Origin of the sequence: Labrys neptuniae, assembly GCF_040797145.1 — a bacterium.
GTDB lineage: Bacteria > Pseudomonadota > Alphaproteobacteria > Rhizobiales > Labraceae > Labrys > Labrys neptuniae.
The window spans coordinates 126,057-144,387 of the sequence record NZ_JBFNQD010000014.1 but is presented as its reverse complement, the minus strand read 5'-3'; the positions used below and the strand labels follow the sequence as shown (position 1 = coordinate 144,387).

The 18,331-nt window shown below is 67.1% G+C and carries 9 protein-coding genes; 3 read left to right on the top strand and 6 right to left on the bottom strand.

Annotated elements, in window-relative coordinates; translation table 11 throughout:
* The 4 genes from ABXS05_RS28295 to ABXS05_RS28280 form a co-directional block, all read right to left on the bottom strand.
* Window positions 1–731, bottom strand: a 731-nt coding sequence (locus ABXS05_RS28295; protein ID WP_496204187.1) for a Rossmann-fold NAD(P)-binding domain-containing protein, incomplete at its 3' end; no start/stop codon positions are given.
* 252 nt (window positions 732–983) lie between these two features.
* Window positions 984–1,271 carry an aa3-type cytochrome c oxidase subunit IV gene (locus ABXS05_RS28290; RefSeq protein WP_082980274.1) on the bottom strand — a complete coding sequence of 96 codons (288 nt, stop codon included), beginning with the start codon at window positions 1,269–1,271 and terminating at the stop codon, window positions 984–986.
* A 99-nt stretch (window positions 1,272–1,370) separates the two neighbouring features.
* Window positions 1,371–2,906 carry a trimethylamine methyltransferase family protein gene (locus ABXS05_RS28285; RefSeq protein WP_367626176.1) on the bottom strand — a complete coding sequence of 512 codons (1,536 nt, stop codon included), beginning with the start codon at window positions 2,904–2,906 and terminating at the stop codon, window positions 1,371–1,373.
* Window positions 2,907–3,008: 102 nt separating this feature from the next.
* Window positions 3,009–3,596: a hypothetical protein gene (locus ABXS05_RS28280; RefSeq protein WP_311937548.1), complete on the bottom strand. Its 588-nt coding sequence runs from the start codon at window positions 3,594–3,596 to the stop codon at window positions 3,009–3,011.
* Between the two features lie 122 nt (window positions 3,597–3,718).
* On the opposite strand from ABXS05_RS28280, the gene leuD reads away from it, so the two are divergent.
* From leuD to htpX, 3 genes are all read left to right on the top strand, one after another.
* On the top strand, window positions 3,719–4,324 hold the full coding sequence (gene leuD / locus ABXS05_RS28275) for a 3-isopropylmalate dehydratase small subunit (RefSeq protein WP_311937551.1): 606 nt from the start codon (window positions 3,719–3,721) through the stop codon (window positions 4,322–4,324).
* A 257-nt stretch (window positions 4,325–4,581) separates the two neighbouring features.
* Complete coding sequence (locus tag ABXS05_RS28270; RefSeq protein WP_068299798.1) at window positions 4,582–5,292, top strand: L,D-transpeptidase; 711 nt, start codon at window positions 4,582–4,584, stop codon at window positions 5,290–5,292.
* A 217-nt stretch (window positions 5,293–5,509) separates the two neighbouring features.
* A complete protein-coding gene (htpX, locus tag ABXS05_RS28265) occupies window positions 5,510–6,454 on the top strand; it encodes a zinc metalloprotease HtpX (protein WP_367626178.1) in 945 nt (314 codons plus the stop codon).
* A 114-nt stretch (window positions 6,455–6,568) separates the two neighbouring features.
* Here htpX and ABXS05_RS28260 read toward each other — a convergent pair whose 3' ends face one another.
* Together ABXS05_RS28260 and ABXS05_RS28255 are read right to left on the bottom strand one after the other, a co-directional pair.
* Window positions 6,569–7,120, bottom strand: coding sequence for an invasion associated locus B family protein (locus ABXS05_RS28260; RefSeq protein ID WP_367626175.1), 552 nt, complete (start codon window positions 7,118–7,120; stop codon window positions 6,569–6,571).
* 22 nt (window positions 7,121–7,142) lie between these two features.
* Complete coding sequence (locus ABXS05_RS28255; RefSeq protein ID WP_367626174.1) at window positions 7,143–17,972, bottom strand: hypothetical protein; 10,830 nt, start codon at window positions 17,970–17,972, stop codon at window positions 7,143–7,145.
* Window positions 17,973–18,331: the final 359 nt, after the last annotated feature.

Here is an 18,331-nt window from a genome sequence, read left to right as displayed (position 1 = left end):
GCGGCCTGCTTGGCCTGGTACTCCGCCGACATCGGCTTGGCGTAGCCGGCCGATGTCTCGGCCTGTTTGAACTCCTCGTCCTCGACGGCGACGAATTTGGCGCCGAGCGAGGCGACCTGCTCCTTGGCGGCCGGGCGCACGTCGGTGGCGGTGACCACCGCGCCCAGGCGCCGTGCCGTGGCGATGGCCTGCAAGCCGGCGACACCAGCCCCCATCACGAAGACCTTGGCGGCGGGCACGGTGCCGGCGGCCGTCATCATCATCGGGAAGGCCCGGCCGAACTCGGCACTGGCGTCGATCACCGCGCGGTAACCGGCAAGGTTGGCCTGGGAAGACAACACGTCCATCACCTGCGCCCGGGTGATGCGCGGCATCAGTTCCATGGCGAAGGCCGACACGTTCGCCTGCGCCAAAGCGGCCAGCGCCTCGTGCTGGCCATAGGGATCCATGATCGCCAGCACCAAAGCGCCATACGGATAGGCAGAAAGCTCGTCCGCCCGCGGGCGGCGCACCTTCAGCACAATGGCAGCCCCTTCCAGCGCTTCGGCATTGGAGGGCGCTATCGTCGCCCCCGCCGCCGCATAGTCCTCGTCCGTGATCCCGGACGCCAGGCCCGCACCGCTCGCGACCCGAACCGTCGCGCCAAGCGCAAACAGCTTCCTGACCGTGTCGGGCGTCGCGCCAACGCGAGGTTCGCCGGATTCAACTTCTGCCGGGACAGCTATGCCGATCATGATCGCTCCTCGCACAGGGCTGCAGGGATATGCAGAGAGGTCGCTCCGGTCTACGCCGGGATCGTTCGCCGAGAGCATTTTCCAGAAAAGCCGATAGACTTCTCGTTCAAGAAAACGCGTAAAAACAAATAGCTAGGTAAAAAGTGCGATTCGGAGAAATCGCGTTTTGCTCCAGGGGACGCGGCAACAGGCTCCCGCCCTCATGGAGCGGTCGCAGGTCCGGCCATGTCCCCTGCGGCAGCCGCCGCTTCAGTGGGAGAGGAGCAGCAGGATCAGAAGTCCCAGGATCAGCACGAGGGCGCCGGGCTTCCAGCTCCAGCTCTTCACCGCCATGCCGAATACGGTGGCGATGGTCGACAGGATCGCGATGATCGAGCAGATGCCCCAGCGGCCGCTGGTGCCGCCGATGGCCAGCGCAACCACGATGCCCAGGGTCCAGGCCATTCCGATCGCGGAAAAACGCAGGAACCCCTCATAGGTGTTCTTGTGATCGGAAAAGTCGTGCGCGGTCATCGTGTCGTGATGTGCTTCGGCCATTTTCATCCCCAGAATTGGATAAAGGGGCTTTAACCCGAAGAGCCGCTTTATGCAATGCGGCGATTTGGTGGCAGGCCCCGGCCGCCGGCGGCGTCCGTATCAATACCAGGCATCGGGCATGGCAGCCTTGCGTTCGGTGACGAAAGCTTCCAAAGCCTCGCGCTTATCCGTGTCGAGGGGCGGCGCCTCATAGGCCTCCAGCATCGCCTTCCACTTGCGGTTGGCGCGCTGGACGATGTCGTGGCTGCCCTCTTCGCTCCATTGCTCGAAGGAATTGTTGTCCGAGAGCGGGAAGTCGTAGAAGGCGGTTTCATAGTTGCGCATGGTATGGGCGCTGCCGAGGAAATGCTTGCCCGGCCCAACCTCGTGAAAGCCGTCGAGCGCGAAGGCGTTCTCGTCGACGGGCATGCCCCGCGCGAAGGTATGGAAGGCGCCGAGCTGGTCGGCATCGATCACGAATTTCTCGTAGGACATCGCCAGGGCGCCTTCGGCCCACCCAGCCGCATGCAGGATGAAATGGGCCCCGGCCAGGAAGGCCGGCCACATCGAATTGGCACTCTCATAGGCGGCCTGGGCGTCTGGGATCTTGGAAGCGCACAGATTGCCGCCGCAGCGCAGAGGCACGCCGAGCCGGCGCGCCAGCGCGCCGATGCCGAGATAGCCGAGCGCCGGTTCCGGCGTGCCGAAGGTGGGGGCACCGGATTTCAGCGACATCGAGGACAGGAAATTGCCGAAGATGGCCGGCGCGCCCGGCCGCTCGAGCTGGGTGAGGGCCACGCACATCATGGCTTCGGCGAAGCATTGCGCCAGGGCGCCCGCCGTGGTCACAGGCCCCATGGCGCCTCCGAGGATGAAGGGCACGCACACGGCCGCCTGATTGGCCCTGGCATAGGTGCGGATGACGCGCGAGGCCTCCCCGTCCAGCACCAAAGGCGAATTGGTGTTGACGTTGCCGAGGATGACGCAGTTGGCGTCGACGAAATCAGCCCCGAACAGCACGCGGCACATCTCGATGGAATCGGCGGCCCGCGGCGCCGTCGTCACCGAGCCCATGAACGCCTTGTCCGACAGGGTCATATGGGCCAGCACCATGTCGAGATGCCGCTTGTTGACGGGCACGTCGACCGGCTCGCACACCGTGCCACCGGAATGATGCAGCCAGGGCGTCAGATAGGCGAGACGGACGAAATTGCCGAAATCCTCCAGCGTGCCATAGCGCCGGCCGCGTTCGGCATCGGAAACGAAAGGCGAGCCATAGGCCGGCGAGAACACCGTATTGGGCCCGCCGATCACCACCGAGCGCTCGGGATTGCGGGCGTGCTGGACGAAACTCGCCGGGCAACTCGCCTGGATGATCGAGCGGACCAGGCCGCGTGGCGGGCGGATGCGCCAGCCATCGGTCTCGGCGCCAGCCTTGCGGAAGAGGTCGACGGCTTCCTGGTCGCCGCGGATCTCGAAGCCGACTTCCTCGAGGATGCGGTCGGCATGCTCCTCGATGCGGATGAGAGCTTCCTCTGACAGAATCTCATAGGGTGGAATCCGGCGGGTGATGTAAGCGGGCGCCGCCGGCCCGCTGCGCGCCCCGCGCCGTCCCGAACGGGCTCGCCTCGTCTCGGTCCCTGCTTCCGCCCCCATCGCGCCACTCCTGAATTGGACAGGGCGATGCTAGCCGGACGAAAATGTCTCAAAGACTGAAACCAGACATTCCCTGTTCTACAGGCGACAGTTTCTGCCCGCTCAGTGCACCGGCGAGATGATGGTGACGGAATGATCGAGCGAAAGCCGCCGGATGGCGAGTTCGGCCGCCATGACATTGTCGAGCCCGGTCAAGGTCGTCTCGGCCTCATCACCCTTCGCCTCATGGCGGACTTCCAGCGTGCCGAAGCCGCGTTCGATGCCCTTGCGCTCAACGCCCAGAATGGCCCTGCCGGAAAGGGCCTCCTCGACGCCGTTGCGGATGGAGATCAGCACCAGGCGCCGGTCGGTGATCAGCACCACGCGGTCCTTAGCCCGCCGATAGGCCGCCCAGGGGGCGCAGACGAGGTAGAGACCGAACAGGAAGGCCGGCACGGCGAGCAGGCTGAACAAGGCCGGCAGAATCAAGGAGCCGCCATTGTGGACGGCCTGCCAGACGGCAGCGAGACAGGCCCAGGCGATCGGCAGGCTGAGCACGGCGAGCAGGACGCCGGCCCCGAGGGTCGGCAAGGCATTGCGCGCAGCCTCGCGCGGGTCGGGCGCGGTGACGTAGACAATCGGCTCGGCAGGCGCCAATGCCTTCACGGCCGCGCGTCGCGCCGCCTCGCTCAGCCTCAACAAGCCAGACATGGTTCTTTCCGGTCCAATTTACCTGCCACCCAATTTGCTTGTCGTCCAATTCGCTTGTCACTTGGGCCATCTGGCCATAAAAGACCGGGCAACAGGGCCCCATCTCACACGGTTTGAACACAATGGACAAGTTCACCACGCTCACCGGCGTCGCTGCGCCGCTGGAAATCATGAACGTAGACACGGACATGATCATCCCCAAGCAATATCTCAAGACCATCAAGCGCACGGGCCTCGGCGCGGGGCTGTTTTCCGAGATGCGCTTCAACGATGACGGCAGCGAGAATCCGGATTTCGTGCTGAACAAACCTGCCTATCGCCAGGCCAAGATTCTGGTTGCGGGCGACAATTTCGGCTGCGGCTCCTCGCGTGAGCATGCCCCTTGGGCCCTGCTCGATTTCGGCATCCGCTGCGTGATCTCCACCTCCTTCGCCGACATCTTCTACAACAACTGCTTCAACAACGGCATCCTGCCGATCGTCGTCTCCGAGTCCGATCTCGAAAAATTGTTCGACGATGCCCGGCGCGGCGCCAATGCCACGCTGACGGTGGATCTCGAAGCCCAGGAAATCCACGGCCCGGATGGCGGTAGCGTCAAGTTCGACATCGATCCGGCCCGCAAGAACAAGCTGCTCAAGGGCCTCGACGATATCGGCGTGACCATGGAGAAGACCCCCTCCATCTCTTCCTTCGAGCAGAAGACGGCCGCGGCACGGCCCTGGATCTGAGCCTGTCGCGTACGGCCGGGCAACCGACCGCGAGAACACTTCAAATGCGCGCCCTGCTCTATGGCGAGGCGCGCATGCAACTTCCTGTGGCATCACGAACTCTTGCCGATTACCGCTGATGACGTTGGGAAACCGCCTCTAGAGCCGGAATTCTGAACGTCCTTATTGTACCGGATAATGAAGAATTAACGATGATCAGCTTGTAGTATGCGCGCGATTCGCATGCTCATTCTGATTCCCGGTTTGGAAGGTCTGTGATGCCTCAACTGTCCCGCCGCCTCTTCGTGCTCGGCGCTCCCCTCCTTTTGGCCGGCTGCGCCTCGTCGAAGCGGCTTTCCGCGGACTCGATCTTCGACGGCTGGGGCGGCAGCGACTACGACTACGGCGAAATCTATGCGGGCTTCGACGACAACGGCAATCCGGTCCCGGCGATCGACCTGAGGCGGATCGATGGCGCCTTCCTGCGCCGCGAGGTCTCCGACCCGACCGGCGAGGCGCCCGGCACCATCGTGGTCGACCCGCCCAACCACTATCTCTATCACGTGCATGAAGGCGGCAACGCCACGCGCTATGGCGTCGGCGTCGGCCGCGAGGGCTTTGCCTGGAACGGCCGGGCCACGATCAAGCGCAAGGCGGTGTGGCCGCGCTGGACCCCGCCCTCCGACATGGTGAAGCGCGACAGCGAAGCGGCCAAATGGGCGGGCGGCATGCCCGGCGGCCCCGGCAACCCGCTGGGCGCCCGCGCGATGTATCTGTTCCAGGGCAACCGCGACACGCTCTACCGCCTGCACGGCACCATCGACCCCTCCTCGATCGGCAAGTCGATGTCGTCGGGCTGCATCCGCCTGCTCAACCAGGACATCATCCATCTCTACAACAACACGCCCGTCGGCACGCGCGTGGTGGTGCTGGGCAGTGGCGGTGACGGCGGTGACGGCAGCTACGACGACCAGGAAGCGGCGATGTGATAGCGGCGTCCGGCGAACGCCCGGAGGCCGTCCCAGTATAGTGCGGAGTATAGCGATTGCGGGACGGCCTCGGCGCGCCCGCAACCGTGCCGTCCTCAGTCGATCCCCTGTTGATTGGCGCTGCAGCCTCCACGTGACGAAATTTTCATGCGCAACCCTCTTGCACATGAACCATCGCAGACCCGATTTTCAGGCCATGACGAACGGGTTCCTTCCGATGCATTACGCGCGCACTGCCCTGCTCCTTGCCGGCATGACGGCCCTGTTCATGGTGATCGGGCTGATGCTGGGCGGCAAGGGCGGCATGATGATCGCCCTCCTGGTGGCCATCGGCACCAATCTGTTTGCCTATTGGCGTTCGGGCGACATGGTGCTGTCGATGTACGGGGCCCGCGAGGTCAGCCCCGCCAGCGAGCCGGGGCTCTACAAGCTCACGGCCGGCCTTGCCCGCAATGCCGGCCTGCCGATGCCCAAGCTCTATCTGATCGACGATCCGCAGCCCAATGCCTTCGCCACCGGGCGCGATCCGGCCAATGCCGCCGTCGCCATCAATACCGGCCTGCTGCAATCGCTGTCGCGCGACGAGGTTGCGGGCGTGATCGCCCATGAGCTTGCCCATATCAAGCATCGCGACACGCTGTTGATGACCATCACGGCCACCCTGGCCGGCGCCATCTCGATGGTGGCCAATTTCGGCATGTTCTTCTCCGGCAATCGCGAGCGCAACTCGCTCGGTCCAATCGGCTCCATCCTGCTCGCCGTGCTGGCGCCGCTCGCCGCCATGGTGGTGCAGATGGCAATCTCGCGCTCGCGCGAATATGAGGCGGACCGTCTGGGCGCCGAGATCAGCGGCAACCCGCTGGCGCTCGCCTCGGGCCTGGCACGCATCCAGAATGCCGCCCATGCCATTCCCAACGAGCAGGCCGAGGCCCATCCCGCCACGGCGCATATGTTCATCATCAATCCGCTGTCAGGCCGGCCGATGGACAATCTGTTCTCGACCCATCCCGACACCCGGAACCGCATCGCGGCGTTGGAAGAGCAGGCCCGGCGCATGGGCGCGGGCCGGCAGCCGCCCCGCCAGGGTGGGTTCGTCGAGGGCGTCAGCCTGGACGATCTCGGCCCACGCGGCCCGCAAAGCCCGAAGGGCCCCTGGGGCTGAGCCGGAGCGTTTGGATTTTGGCGGAATCGCCAGGGATCGCCGAGAATCGCAAAGACGCGTCGAACCAGAGAGTGCGAGCAAAGCGCGTTTCAGTCGAAACGCGCTTTGCTCTGTTCACTGGATCTTGGCGTAGCTCTCCGCAAAGCCGGCGAGCGGCAGCTGCACGCTGACATCGTTGCGCTGCAGGTTCTGGAATGTCGTCTTGAGCTGCTTGCCGGTCTTCATCCGGGCCAGCAGCCCGGCATCGAGCGGCGTGCCGACATAGCAGCCGGCGCCGTCGCAGGTCTGCAGGGGATAGCTCGCCACCTGGCCGTCATCGACCTGCAGCTTGAGGCCGACCGGCAGATAAAGCCCGAGCGGCAGACGCACCAGCACCACGGGCGCGCGAGTGTCGCTGGGAACGCGGACCGAGAAGCCGACCACGAGCTGGCCGGTATTGTTCATCACTGCGTTTTCCTCGACGACGCAGTCGAGCGGGCCCTGCCGGGCGTCCGCGGTGCAGCGCGTCACCCAACCGGGCGCCGCGGGAGCCGGGGCTGCGGCAGGCGCCGGCGTCGCTGCCTTGGGAGCCTCGGGGGCGGCAGATTTCTTGGCCTGCGCCTGCGCACTGCCCACCAAAAGGCAGGCCAGGCCCGCCGCCACCGTCAATTCAACCACACGATGCATCGTCGCCTATCCGTCCTTCGATTTACCAGCTGTAGCGAAGCCCGCCCGACCCGGTGAGGTCGTGCGAGGATTTGGAGAAATTGCCGCTGAACTTGCCGTAAACCGACAGGCCCGAGGCCGAGACCAGGTTCACGCCCGCTTCCACCAGAGCCGAATCCCGCGGCGCCGAAGCGCCGTAGACCACGAAATTATAGCCGGGTGCCGCCGTGAAGCCGGCTTCGACCGAGCGCCGGTTCGCGAACTCGTGCACCCAGGAGGCGCGGAGGAAGGGCTCGAGATAGGTCGTCTCGCCGAAATAGAAGCGGGTATCGATCTGCGCCCCCAGGAAGGATGGGAACGAGTTGATGGTCCGCCCGGCATAATTGAGGGCAAGGCCGCCAGTGGTGCCCTGGGCGTGCTCGGTCGAGCCGTCCAGATGCAGGGAGGAGAACTGCAGCGCCGCGAAGGGAGTGACGTTCACTCCCGAGAAATTGGCCTTGTAGCCTCCCTCCAGGCGCGCGCTGATGGCGCGGCCGTCGAAGCTGTTGCCGAGCGCGTCATAGGCGCCCGCCACCGGATTGATCGGTGCGTTCGTGCCCTGGATCATGGCATAACGCTGGGTGGTGGCGTGCATGACGTCGAAGCCGAGCAGCCCGTTGGCGTAGAAATTGCCGTATTTGGCGGCCCCGTACAGCGCGAAATGGCCAGCATCCACCTTACCCGTGGTGGCACGCTGCTCCACCCCGAAGGCGGAATGCCCGCCGCCCACCGACAGGCCGATCAGATAATTCGGATCGAACTGGTAATCGAGGCCTGCCGCGATGCCCTGGTTGTGGGTCTTCAGATTGCCCGAGCCGACGACGGTGTTGCCGTCGAAGGAGGAGCCACCGCCATAACCGGTGATCCAGGCCCGCCACAGGCGGGTGTCGCAGAAGGATGCGCCCTTCACGGTTTTGCCGCCGACATCGGCGCTGCAGCCGCCGACGGTCTTGCCGGTGAGATCGACCGCATTGCCGTTGCGCCAGAAATCGGCCTGCTGCATCACCGAGCGCATGAAGGCACCGCTGTCGGAGAACAGCGTCTGCTGCACGCCGGCCGTGCCTTCGCCGTCGATGGAGTCATAGGTCTTCTGCAGCGCGGCCACGTCCGGCTGGAAGAAGATGGCTGCCGCCAGCGGCACGAATTTCGGCGAAGTCTGGTCGGTCTGGATCGCGTTGATCGCATTGCCGACGGCATGCCCGTTCTCAGTCAGGCCGTCTGCCGAGAAGTCGATCTTGGTGCGCAGGATCGCGTCGTAATCGGTGAAGATCAGGCTGTAATTCGCCACCGCCGTCGGAATGGCATCGATGGTCATGCCGCTGTCCGTGACACCCTTTTCGGTGTGGACGATGACATGGTCGCTGGTACCCGGCGTCGCCTTGCCGGGGTTGAGCAGGTTGATCGAGACCTTGCCGGCGAGATCGGCCGCGCCCGAGACGTTGAGAAGGTCGGTGAAGCCGGGATTGCTCAGATCCGGCAGGGCCGCCGCCAGCATTGCCATCGACGTTGTCGTGCTCCAATCGGCGTTCCGGTCGAGGTCAAAGTCCAGCATGTAGCTGCCATCGGCCTTCTGGCCGAAATAGCCGGTCTCGTTGGTGGTGAAGACCCGATTGACGCCACCAATCGCCATGAAGCCGGCATTGGAGAACAGATGGGCCGCGGTGTCGCCGAGCTGGACAGTGTCGCCGGTGACGAACCAGGCGCCGTTCTGGTTGTCGAAGGTGTTGAGGCCTGTTCCGAGCTTGACCGAACCGGTGACGAGGTTGGTGTTGGTCACCGCCTCGTTGCCGGCCGAGCCATAGACGGCGAGGCCATCGATCCAACCGGTGCCGATCAGCTTCTTGTCCTTGTCGAGGGCGAGGCCGACGGTCTTGCCGAGGTCGGCTATGACGCCGGCATTGGCGAGCGTGTTGGTCGCCCCGTCGAGGAAGCCGACACCAGCGCCCATGCCGGTGCCGCCGACGATGCTGCTGTCGGCGTTGACGGTGATGGCGATGTTGCCATTGGTCTTGCCGGCGCTCTGGGCCAGGATGGCGAAGGAGCCGGAGCCGACGGTCATGATGTTGCCGGTCTGGTTGATGGTGACGTCGCCGGCCTTGCCGTCGCCGCCGGCGGAACCGGCAAAGCCGATGCCGACGCTCTTGCCGTCGAGCAGGTTGGTGACCACGCCCTGCGCGGTTTCCGGCAAGGCATCGATGAAGGGCTTGGGCACGGTGAGGCCGCCCAGCGAATTGACCACGCCGCCGCCGCCGCCGATCGACTGGGCAAAGATGCCATGCGCATTGGTGCCATCGGTCGCAATCAGTTCGGCGGTGTTGATGACGCTGACCGCGCCGCCATTGCCGCCACCGCCTGCATCGGCGCCCCAGGCGCCGAGCCCGGTGGCCGCTGCCGCATAGCCGCCGCCACCGCCGACCGACTGGGCAAAGATAGCCGTGGAATTTTGGCCGAAGGTCAGCAGTGAACCGGCATTGGTGACCTTGACCATGCCGCCGTCGCTGCCTGCGGCCGCTCCACGCTCGAAGGAGACGAGGCCGTAGGTTTCGCCGGACGAACCGCCGCCACCGCCGACCGACTGGGCCATGATGGCATTGGACTGGTCACCGGTGGTGATGATGCTAATCTTGATCGGATCATCGTTGCTATCCCCTGGCGTCAGATCAACGTCCTGGCCACCCGCGGCATTGCTGATGGTCACGTCACCGCCCTTGCCGCCCGCACCGGACTTGCCGCCGATCGCCACCGCACCAAGGCCGCCGCCGCCGATACCGCCGCCACCGCCGACCGACTGCGCGAACAGGCCGTTGGAGAAATCTCCCTCGGTCTGCACGAAGCCGCTATTGGCAATGCCGACGCTGCCACCATCGCCCGAGGCACCGCCACTGCCGCCGACCTGCACGAGATTGACGCTGCCGACCAGGCTGCCAATGCCCTGCTTGTCATAGAGAAAGCCGCCACCGGTGCCGCCGCCGCCGCCGATCGACTGGGCCGTGACACCATTGGACTCGCGGCCCTCCGTGAAGATATCGCCGGCATTGGCGACAGCGACCGTACCGCCATTGCCTGCAGCGCCGCCGGCGCCGCCGATGGCGAGGGCGCTGAGCGAACCGCCGCCACCGGTACCGCCACCGCCGCCGACCGACTGGGCGGTGATGCCATTCGAGAACAGGCCCTTGGTGCCGAGATAGGCGAAATTGGTGACCGTGACAGCGCCGCCATTGCCGGCCGCACCGCCATCGCCGCCGATATCGATCAGGCCGGAGCCTGCTCCGCCCTGGCCGCCGCCGCCACCGATCGACTGGGCGAGGATCGCGCCGGAGGAGATGGTGCCGTTGGCCTGGATGGCGCCAATCTCGACATCGCCCGACTTGCCATTGGTCACCGTCACAGTCCCGCCATCGCCGGCCGAGCCGCTGTCGACGCCGAGGAGATCGGCGAGCGCACCGCCACCGAGGCCGATGGTGCCGGTCAGGCCCGCAACGGCATTGCCGCTATTGCCGCCGCCGCCACCGACCGACTGGGCGAAGATGCCCCAGGAATAGATGCCTTCGGTCTGTATCTGACCCTGGTTGTCGATCGTAACCGTGTTGCCGTTGCCGGCCGAGCCACCATAGCCACCGACGGCGACCACATAGTTCTTGGCGATACCGACGGCGCCGAAGGGCATGGCTGCCAGCGTGGCGTAGCTATAGGGGCTGGGCACCACGTCCTGCAGGCCGATGATGCCGCTGCCGCCCTGGCCGCCGCCGCCGCCGATCGATTGGGCGAAGATGCCGCTGGAGGCATCGCCCTTGGTGACGATCACGCCGTCATTGCCGACGGTGACGGTGCCGGCATCGTTGCCGGTGCCACCAAAGCCACCCACCGTCGCCTGGAAGGAGAAATTGTTCTTGGTCTCTTCCGGTGCGGTGCAGACCACCGGCAGGGTGCAGGCCTTGGTCAGGACCAGCGAGAGGGAGTTGGCCTGGCCGCCATTGCCACCGCCCCCGCCGATCGACTGGGCCTGGATGCCATGCGAGCCGCTGCCATCCGTCTGGATCGAACCCGACTGGTCGACGGTGACATTGCCGGCCGTGTTGCCGTCGCCGCCAAGGCCGCCCACCGCGAAGCTGACATTGATCGTGCGACCCTGGCTGGCACCGCCGACGCCGAGCACGCCCGACAGGCTCGAGCCGCCATTGCCGCCACCACCGCCGATCGACTGGGCGAGGATGCCCTGCGCCGCATCGCCCTGCGTCTGCAGATTGCCGTTGCTGGTGACCTTGACGTCGCCGCCAGTGCCGCCACTGCCGCCCTTGCCGCCAACGGCCGCCCCGAAGTTCAGATTGGTGTTTTCACCACCGACGCCGAACACGGCCGAGCCCGCGAGCCCGCCATTGCCGCCGCCACCGCCGATCGACTGGGCGAGGATCGCCTGCGAGCCGATGCCCGTGGTGCCGATGTCGCCGGTATTGCCGATGGTGACGAGGCCAGCGCCGGTGCCGGCACCGCCGAAGCCGCCGAGCGAAGCGCTGATGTTCTTGGAACTGGTGCCGCCAAAGGCACCGGTGATCGACAGGCCGCCATTGCCACCGCCACCACCGATCGATTGGCCGGCCAAGCCGACCGAATAGTCGCCCGCGGTGAGGATGGTGCCGTTGCGCGTGACGCTGACATTGCCGCCGGTCCCGCCTGCCCCTCCGAAGCCGCCCATGCTCAGCGAGACGTCGACGGCATTCTGGCTGACGCCGACCGCGCCGGCAAAACTCATGCCGCCATTGCCGCCGCCACCGCCGATCGACTGGGCCAGCACGCCATCGGCATGGTCACCCCATGTGGTGATGAGCCCCGTCGAATCGACCGTCACGGCACCACCATTGCCCGCAGCGCCACCGAAGCCGCCGAGGGAGAGGGAGACACCGGCTTGCGTCGATCCGGACGCCCCACCGGTGATCGTCGCGGCGCCGCTGAAGCCGCCATCGCCGCCGCCACCACCGATCGACTGCGCCAGGATGCCGTTGGATCCTTTGCCGGTGATCTGGGTTTCGTCTCCAATCTGGGTTTTGCTTCCCGTCAGGATATTGTCGACGCTGGTCACCTTGACCGCGCCGGCATCGTTGCCGGTTCCTCCAAAGCCACCGACGGAAATGCCGAAACCGGCGGTTGCTCCCTCGCTGAAGGTGAGCGACAGCGCCCCTGAGAACCCGCCACTGCCACCACCGCCGCCGATCGACTGGGCATAGATGCCGTTGGAACCATCCCCCGCGGTTTGAATGGTGGCGCTGTTGTCGGTCGGCAGGACCTTGCCGACGTTCGACTTGATGGTGACGTCGCCGCCGGTGCTGCCCGAACCGCCGCCGCCGCCGACACTGACGGAGGCGCTGCCGCCCGTGCCGGTGCTGACATTCAGATTGCCGGCGACCGAAAAGCCGCCATTGCCGCCACCGCCGCCGATCGACTGGGCCGCAAGGCCGTGGGAGAGAGCCCCCTTGGTGTAGATCAGACCGGTGCTGTCGACCTCGGCCGACCCGGCCTTGGCGCCATCGCCGCCGAAGCCACCGACGGAAACCGCCAGGCTTACATTCTGCTCGCCGACGCCGACGGCGCCCGCCACGCTGGCGCCGCCATTGCCGCCATTGCCGCCGATCGACTGCGCCAGGATAGCCGTGGACCCGGCACCAAATGTCGCGACATTGCCGATATTGCTGGCCTTGGCGTTGCCGGCCGTGGCGCCGCCGCCACCTTCGCCGCCCACCGAAACGCCCAGGGCAACGCCCTCGCCGATGGTCGCGCTGAGGCTGCCGGCAAAGCCGCCATTACCGCCGCCGCCACCGATCGACTGCGCCAGGAGGCCAAGCGACAGGTCGCCCTTGGTCTGGAGATTGCCGGTATGGCTGACATCGACGTTGCCGGCCTTGCCGCCGTCGCCGCCAAAGCCGCCGACGCTGGCATTCAGGCTGCCGCCCTGCCCGATCTGCAGGGTGCCGGCGACGGAGAAACCACCATTGCCACCGCTACCGCCGATCGACTGGCCGATGACACCGCTGGACAGAATCCCGTCGGTCGAGACATCGCCGTTGACGATGACCTCGACCGCATCGGCCTTGGCGCCGTCACCGCCCGTACCGCCGACGCTGGCCCCCAGAGCGACGCCATTGCCGATATTGGCCGAAAGCGTGCCGGCAAAGCCGCCATTGCCGCCGCCGCCACCGATCGACTGGGCCAGCACGCCGGTCGACTGGTCGCCCTCGGTCGCGACCGCACCCGTCTGCGAGACCGTGACCTTGCCGGCCGTGCCGCCATTACCGCCTGCGCCACCGACCGCGACCGCGATGCTCGCGCCACCCTCGGGCGACACCGTGATGGCGCCCGCGGCGGCAAAGCCGCCATTGCCGCCGCCGCCGCCCAGGGACTGGGCGAGAATGCCGGTGGACGAAGTGCCGAAGGTCGCCACGGCCCCCTTGTTGGTGACGCCGACATTGCCGGCCGTGGCACCAGCGCCGGCCGAACCACCGACCGCGACGGCCGCGCTGCCGCCGCCTTCGGGCGCGAGAGCTATGCTGCCGGACACCGCGAAACCGCCATTGCCGCCGCCGCCGCCGATCGACTGGGCCGCGATGCCGGCGGAGAAATTACCGAATGTGACAATGTCGCCATTGCTGCCGACGGTAACGGCGCTGGCGGTATTGCCCGAGCCGCCCTTGCCGCCGACGGCCGCCGAGAGGGAAACCACGCCCGAACCGGACACACCGATGCCGAAGCCGCCATTGCCGCCGCCACCGCCGATCGACTGGGCGGTGATACCGGCCGAGAGGTCGCCGAGCGTGGTGATGTTGCTGGCCTGCTGCGTGCCGTTCTGGACGTTCACCGTGCCGGCCGAACCGCCATCACCGCCGCTGCCACCGAGCGAAAGCGACAGGGCGCCGACGCCACCGAGAGCCAGGGAGCCACTGAAGCCGCCATTGCCGCCGCCACCGCCGATCGACTGGGCCAGGATGCCGCCGCCATTGGCGGTGGTGGCCTTGTAGTTGCCGTCGGCGACACTGCCCGTGCCCGCGCCGTTGAGGATATCGCCATTGCTGGTGACGCTGACCGCCGACGCGGTACCGCCGCTGCCGCCGCTGCGGCCGACCGCGACCGACAGGCCAGCCGATCCGCCGAGACTCGCGGCAATGCCGGAGCCGCCATTGCCACCACCACCGCCGATCGACTGGGCGAGCACACCGGCCGCATTGGCACCTGTGACCTGGACGGCCCCCTGATTGGTCAGGTCGACGCCGCCGCCATTGCCGCCATCACCGCCGGTGCCGCCGACGGCAACACCGATCGAAATGCTGCTGGAGAGCGAAGCCGACCCCGAGAAGCCGCCATTGCCGCCGCCACCGCCGATCGACTGGGCGACGAGGCCATTGGAGGCATCGCCCTTGGTGAGGATCGGGCCGGTGCTCTTCACCGTCACGAGGGCGGCATCGGCCCCCACGCCGCCACTGCCGCCGATGGCGACGGATGCCGCCCCGACGCCGCCGACATTGAAGGAACCGGAGAGGCCGAAGCCGCCATTGCCGCCGCCGCCGCCAATCGACTGCGCCAGCACGGCGTCGGAGCGGTCGCCCTCGGTCTGGATCGCGCCATTGCTGGTGACGGAAACCGTACCGGCATTGTTGCCCGCGCCGCCCTTGCCGCCCAGCGATATCGCCGCCGAACCGGAAACGCCGACCAGGGGAGCACTGCCGCTCAAGGTGGCGGCAAAGCCGCCATTGCCGCCGCCGCCACCGATCGACTGGGCCAGCACGCCGGCCGAATTGTCGCCCTTGGTCAGGATGTTGTGGCTCTGGTCGACCTGGACGGAAGCACCACTGCCGCCGCTGCCGCCGCCGCCGCCGAGAGAGATCCCCGCAGAAACCCCGCCCGAAAGCGCGAGCGCGCCGGCAAAGCCGCCATTGCCACCACCGCCACCGATCGACTGGGCCAGGATGCCGGCCGAATTGTTCCCGTCGGTCTCGAGCGTAGCCGCGTTGCCCGTGGCGCCTGCCGGCTTGTAGGCCTTGACCGTTACGGCGCCGCCATTGCCGCCGCCACCGGCCGTGCCGCCAAGGCCGACATTGACGTTGCCGGCCACCGAGAGCTGGCCAGCCACGGTGGAGCCGCCATTGCCGCCGCCGCCGCCGACGGATTGCGCCAGGATGGCGGCCGAATTGTCTTCCTTGGTCAGGAGGTTGCCGGTCGAGGTCACCGATACGATATCGCCATGCCCCGCCTGCGCGCCGCTGCCGCCAAGCGTGACTGAAGCACCGACGCCGCTGATCCCCGCACCGACGGCGAGGCCGCCATTGCCGCCACCGCCGCCGATCGACTGGGCCAGGATGGCGGAAGAGTTCTTGCCGCCGGTTGCGATGTCACCATTGCTGTCGACGGTGACGCTCTTGCCCGAGCCGCCCTTCTCGCCAGTACCGCCGAGGCCGACATTGGCGCTGGCCAGGCCAAGGCCGGCGGCAACCGACACGCCGCCATTGCCGCCGCCGCCACCCACCGACTGGGCCAGGATGCCGCTGGCATTATCGCCCGCCGTGGTGATCACCGAGAGATTGGAGACATTGACCGTGCCGGCATCGCCACCCTTGCCGCCACCGCCGCCGAGGGCGATCGAAGCCTGGACCAGCCCTGCCGAGCCGGCCACCGCCAGGCCGCCATTGCCGCCGCCACCACCGACCGACTGGGCGAAGATGCCCGTCGAGCCACTGCCATGCGTCTCGATGCTGCCCTTGGTGTCGACCTGGACATTGCCGGCGCCACCGCCGTCGCCACCACTGCCGCCGAGCGCGATGCTGGCGCTGATCGGACCGCCATTGGCGCTGATGCCGAAGCCGCCATTGCCGCCGCCGCCGCCCACCGACTGCGCGAAGATGCCAGCCGAGCGGTCACCCCAGGTGATGATCGAGGCGCTGCTGGCCTGCGCAGGATCGACATCGTCACGCAGGACGCTGACATTCGCACCCGTGCCGCCGACGCCGCCCTTGCCACCCAGCGCCACCGTAATGCCGGTACCGACAGCAAGCGCGTTGCCGCCATTGCCGCCGCCGCCACCCACCGACTGCGCGAAGATGGCCGCCGAGTCCGTCACGGCACTCGAATCGGCCTTGGCATTGATGCCGGTTTCGATGGATCCGGCGCTGATGACCGTGACGGCCCCGCCATTGCCACCCGAACCGCCCTGGCCGCCCACGGTGAAGAGACCGCCCGAGGAGCCGCCATTGCCGCCGCCGCCGCCAACCGATTGCGCGAAGATGCCCTGCGAAAAGGACTGATAGGTGGTGATCGAACCGCCGGCCGCGTTGGTGACGTCGACCGTTCCAGCATTGCTGGTAGTCGAGCCCTTGCCGCCGATCGCCACGAGCCCGCCGGAGGAGCCACCGTCGCCGCCGCCGCCGCCGATCGACTGGGCGAAGATGCCGGTCGAATTGAAGCCCTTGGTGGTGATGCTGCCGCCATTGACCGCGGTGACGTTGCCGCCGGCGCCGCCGGCCGCGCCATCCGCCCCGAGCACGACGAGGCCGCCGCCGCCGGAACCCGAACCGCCGCCGCCACCGATCGACTGGGCCAGGATGCCGAAAGAGTGGGTGCCGTTGGTGGTGACATCGCCGAAATTGCGGGCATCGACGGTGCCGGCATCGCCGCCCGTGCCACCCTGGCCGCCGATCGCGCCGAGGCCACCGGCACTGCCGCTGCTGCCGCCGCTGCCGCCGATGGATTGCGCCAGCAAGCCATGCGAATTGGCACCATGGGTGACGATGGTCAGGCCTTCCAGCGCCGTGACAGAGGCCGAGCCGCCGCGGCCGGCGCCCGATGCGTCGCCGCTGGAGGCGACGATGCCGCCGGCGCTGCCGCCGGCCCCGCCCTTGCCGCCCTGGCTGATGGCCGCCAGGCCACCGGAATTGTCACCATAGGTGGTGATCGTGCCTTCACCCGCCGTCACGCTCGCTGCGCCGGCAGCGCCGCCCTTGCCGCCCTCGCCGCCGCTGCCGACCACCGTATAGGAACCGCCGCCATGGCCGCCGCTGCCGCCGATCGACTGCGCCACCACGCCATAGCCATTGGTAACGGTGATATCGCCCTTGCTGGTCACGGTGGCGCTGCCGCCAGCACCGCCATTGCCGCCGCGCGCGCCGCCGCCGCCAAGATAATAGTCACCGCCATCGCCGCCATCGCCGCCCCGGCTGATGGCGATGACCCCGGGCTGTCCCGTGGTCGTCAGCGTCTGGCCGGTGCCGGCATAATTGAGGTTGAGGCCGCCGCCCGTGAGGCTGCCGCCGGCGGCGCCCGGCTTGATGGTCATCGTGCCGGCGTCGCCATTGGTGCCAAGCGAGATGGTGATGGAGCCATCGGCCTCGTTGGGCGTGACGGTGGCGGGAATATCGACGCTGGTCGTATCGTAGCCGCCGCCACTTTTGGGGGTCTGGGTCTGCTTCGTATAAAGCGTGCTCGATCCCGCCTTCGGCGTCAGCGTGATGATGGAACCATCGCTGTAGTTGATGACGGCGACGCCCGTGGTCTGGTTGAAACTCTGGCCCGTGACGGTGGGCGCACTGCCGCCGCCCGAACCGCCGCCGCCACCCGACGCCGGCGGCACGAACAGGGCACCGTCATGGCCGTTGCCGCCATCCCCGCCATTCTGCCGCAGCAGGACCTGCCCGTTCACGGGGCCGCTCAGGCTGTTGACGTTCAGCGTGGTCGGGCCGGCATCGAGCTGCACGCCGGTGGGCAGGTTGCCCGTACAGGTCTGGATCGACCCGCTCGTCGAGCAATCGGCAAGGGCCGGGCCCGCCATGCCGATCGACAGCATGGAGGCACCGAGCAAGCTGCCTCTGAGATTGGCTTTCAATCGCGATAACGACGTCTGGCGGGAAGCAAGGTGCAGCTCGGCAACGCAACTCAGGTCACGACGATGGCACGTCATCTGGAATCCCCACCCGCTCAGACATCGGCGGGGGCTCCACGGCATGCTGATACCGCCTGGCTTCGACACAGGCGTCGATACCGGCTGATGGTTCCAACAAGTTGAGATAACTGATCCCGCCGCGGGGATACTGCCTCCACACTCCGCCAGACCCGGCACGTCTTACCCCCGGTAAGGCCGAATCGGCGCAGGCATGGATTTGTGGTCCCCGCGGACAAAAACTACCGCAACAAACCTTACCGTTCTATACGGCGTCCGTC

What these genes read in the sequence shown, in the direction of transcription:
- ABXS05_RS28290 (WP_082980274.1), bottom strand. Translation starts at nt 1,271, where the DNA reads ATGGCCGAAGCACATCACGACACGATGACCGCGCACGACTTTTCCGAT.
- ABXS05_RS28285 (WP_367626176.1), bottom strand. Translation starts at nt 2,906, where the DNA reads ATGGGGGCGGAAGCAGGGACCGAGACGAGGCGAGCCCGTTCGGGACGG.
- ABXS05_RS28280 (WP_311937548.1), bottom strand. Translation starts at nt 3,596, where the DNA reads ATGTCTGGCTTGTTGAGGCTGAGCGAGGCGGCGCGACGCGCGGCCGTG.
- leuD (WP_311937551.1), top strand. Translation starts at nt 3,719, where the DNA reads ATGGACAAGTTCACCACGCTCACCGGCGTCGCTGCGCCGCTGGAAATC.
- ABXS05_RS28270 (WP_068299798.1), top strand. Translation starts at nt 4,582, where the DNA reads ATGCCTCAACTGTCCCGCCGCCTCTTCGTGCTCGGCGCTCCCCTCCTT.
- htpX (WP_367626178.1), top strand. Translation starts at nt 5,510, where the DNA reads ATGCATTACGCGCGCACTGCCCTGCTCCTTGCCGGCATGACGGCCCTG.
- ABXS05_RS28260 (WP_367626175.1), bottom strand. Translation starts at nt 7,120, where the DNA reads ATGCATCGTGTGGTTGAATTGACGGTGGCGGCGGGCCTGGCCTGCCTT.